Origin of the sequence: Xanthomonas sp. SHU 166, assembly GCF_000364685.1 — a bacterium.
Lineage (GTDB): Bacteria > Pseudomonadota > Gammaproteobacteria > Xanthomonadales > Xanthomonadaceae > Xanthomonas_A > Xanthomonas_A sontii.
In genome coordinates this window covers 1-2,517 of the sequence record NZ_AQOJ01000385.1, presented here as the reverse complement: position 1 = coordinate 2,517, position 2,517 = coordinate 1, and the positions used below count along the sequence as shown (strand labels likewise).

Genomic DNA, 2,517 nt, shown 5'->3' with positions numbered 1-2,517 from the left:
AGCATCGGCTACCCGCCGCCGGAACTGCGCTATGCGGCGGCGGTGATGACCCTGGTGATCGTGGCCGGCTTCTTCCCGTTGGGCATGGCGTTGTGGCAGAGCGTGGCGGTGGCGCTGCTGCTGTGCGCGATCAGCGCCGTGGCCGGCCATCTGCTGCTGGAGGGCGCGGCACACGATGCCTACCTGCGCCTGCAGTGGCTGCTGTGGACCGCGGTGCCGGTCGGTGCGGCCGGCGGCTACCTGCGCGAACACTCGCGCCGCGAAGGCTTCCTGCAGCGGCGGGTACGCGACGACGAGGCCTTGCGCGACGCGCTCACCGGCCTGGGCGACCGCCGCCGCTTCGACGAACACCTGGCGGTGGCGCTGGCCGAGCGCGGGCGCCTGCAGCGCGGGCTGGCGCTGATCCTGGTCGAACTCGACGGCTTCGCCGCACTGAACCAGCGCAGCGGCGCCGGCGCCGCCGACCGCGCGGTGCTGGAGGTGGCCGAGGCCATGCAATGCCTGCTGCGGCCGCTGGACGTGGCCATGCGCATCGGCGCCGACCGCTTCGCGCTGGTGCTGTACGACGCCAGCGGCACGCACCTGCGCCAGGTGGCGCCGGCGCTGCGCGACATGGTCGAGGTGATGGCAATCGCGCAGGATGCGGCGGATGCACAGCCGTTGACGGTGAGCGTCGGTGCGCTGCTGGCCACGCCGGAGGACACGCCGGCCACGCTGATGCAACGGGCCGAGGCATTGCTGGATTCCGCGCGCGCCGTCGGCAACCGCGTGGTGCTGGCCGAGGACACGGGCTGGTAGCGTGGTGATCCAGCGCACCAGCCCTCGCGACCGACGCCGCCGCAGCGGCCGCCATTGTGGGAGGGACTTCAGTCCCGACGCAGCACACCAACCGACCCGGGAAGCGCGCCTCTGCTTTCGACAGGCGCGCACGGGTGTTTCGTCACGGCCACGCGCGCCGCGCGCGGCGATCGTGGCACCGCCTCAGAACGTCCCCCGCTGCACGAACGGCACCTGCGCGTAGAGCCGGCGCTCGCCGCCGCGCGGATCGTGCGCCAGGCGGCTGTCGGTGTCGAACAGCAGGGTTTCGCGCTGGGCCAGCGAATACGGTTCCCAGCGCGGCAGGCCGGCGTGGTTGGGATCGCCGTGGCGGGCGAAGGCCAGCAGCGCTGTGCTCATCGCATCGGCCATGCGCTGCGCGTCGGCGCCGTCGCCGGTGCGCGATCCGGGCTGGCGGATGTTGTCGAACACCAGCGGGATGTCCAGGGTGTGGAAGGCGCCGAACTTGCCGCCGTCCAGCGGCGAGCCCCAGTCGAGCTGGTAGACCCAGGTCGGCGCGCCCTGCCGCGCGCGCGCCTCGGCTTCCTCGACCGCGCCGCGCCAGGAGCGGCCGGCGGTGGTGGCGGCGAAGAACACCTCGCTCGGCGTGTAGTGCGGATACAGCCGTCGGTACTCGGCGATCACCACCTGCGGCGACAGGTCCACGTACTGCTCCTGCGCCAGCTTGGCCGGCAGCGCGTCCCAGGTCAGCGCGAAGTTGGCCGGATCGTGGCCGAGGAAGGCGCGGGTCTCGTCGTGGGTGTTGCCGATCACCATCGGGATGCGCGCCGACTGCGGCGGCGCGTCCGGCCAGAACGGATGCCGGTGCAGCACCTGCGCATCCAGCACCGGGCCCAGGTACAGCGCGGTGTCCTCCGCGCGCGATGGATCGCGGATGCGCGTGGCCTCGAGCACGCGCTGCAGCGGCAGCGTGCGCAGCGCGTCCAGTTGCGCTGGCCCCAACTGCAGGGCCTGCAGCAGCAACTGCGCGCGCTGGCTGGCGGCACGTGGCCCGGCGGCGGTGACCTGTTGCCCGCTCATGGTCCAGGCGCGGTGGAACAGCCCCTGCGCGGCCGGCATCGCCATCAGCGTGGCGATCTTGGCGCCGCCGCCGGACTGGCCGAACACGGTGACGTTGCCGGCATCGCCGCCGAACTCGGCCGCGTGCGCGCGCACCCACTGCAGCGCCTGCACCAGGTCGAGCTGGCCGACGTTGCCGGAGGCGGCATAGGCGTCGCCCCCAAACGGCGCCAGGTACAGATAGCCGAAGGCGTTGAGGCGGTGATTGACGCTGACCACCACCACGTCGCCGCGCTGGCACAGGCGCACGCCGTCGTACAGCGGGTCGCTGCCGGAGCCGTTGTTGTAGGCGCCGCCGTGGATGTAGAACAGGATCGGACGCTTCGCACCGTCGCGCAGGCCCGGGGTCCAGACGTTGAGGAACAGGCAGTCCTCGCTGACCGGCCCGGACCCGCGCTGCGGCGCCGACGCACCATAGGCGCCGCAGTCGCGCACGCCGTGCCAGGGCCGTTCCTGCAGCGCCGGCTGGAAGCGTCGCGGCGCGGTGTCGGCGCCGTAGGGAATGCCCTTGAACACGCACACGCCCTGCTCACGCACGCCACGGATGCGGCCGCTGCGGGTGCGCGCCAGCGGCGCCGCCCGCATCGGCACCGAGGCCGGCGCCAGACCGGGCAGCGCGCC

At 73.1% G+C, this 2,517-nt stretch carries 2 protein-coding genes; one reads left to right on the top strand and one right to left on the bottom strand.

The features are described 5' to 3' along the window. Window positions 1-798: GGDEF domain-containing protein (locus D180_RS10670; protein ID WP_017912783.1), on the top strand; the 798-nt coding region annotated here is incomplete at its 5' end. Window positions 799-981: 183 nt separating this feature from the next. On the opposite strand, the gene D180_RS10665 is transcribed toward D180_RS10670, so the two are convergent. After that, window positions 982-2,511, bottom strand: coding sequence for a carboxylesterase family protein (locus tag D180_RS10665; RefSeq protein ID WP_232760436.1), 1,530 nt, complete (start codon window positions 2,509-2,511; stop codon window positions 982-984). Between the last annotated feature and the right edge of the window lie 6 nt (window positions 2,512-2,517).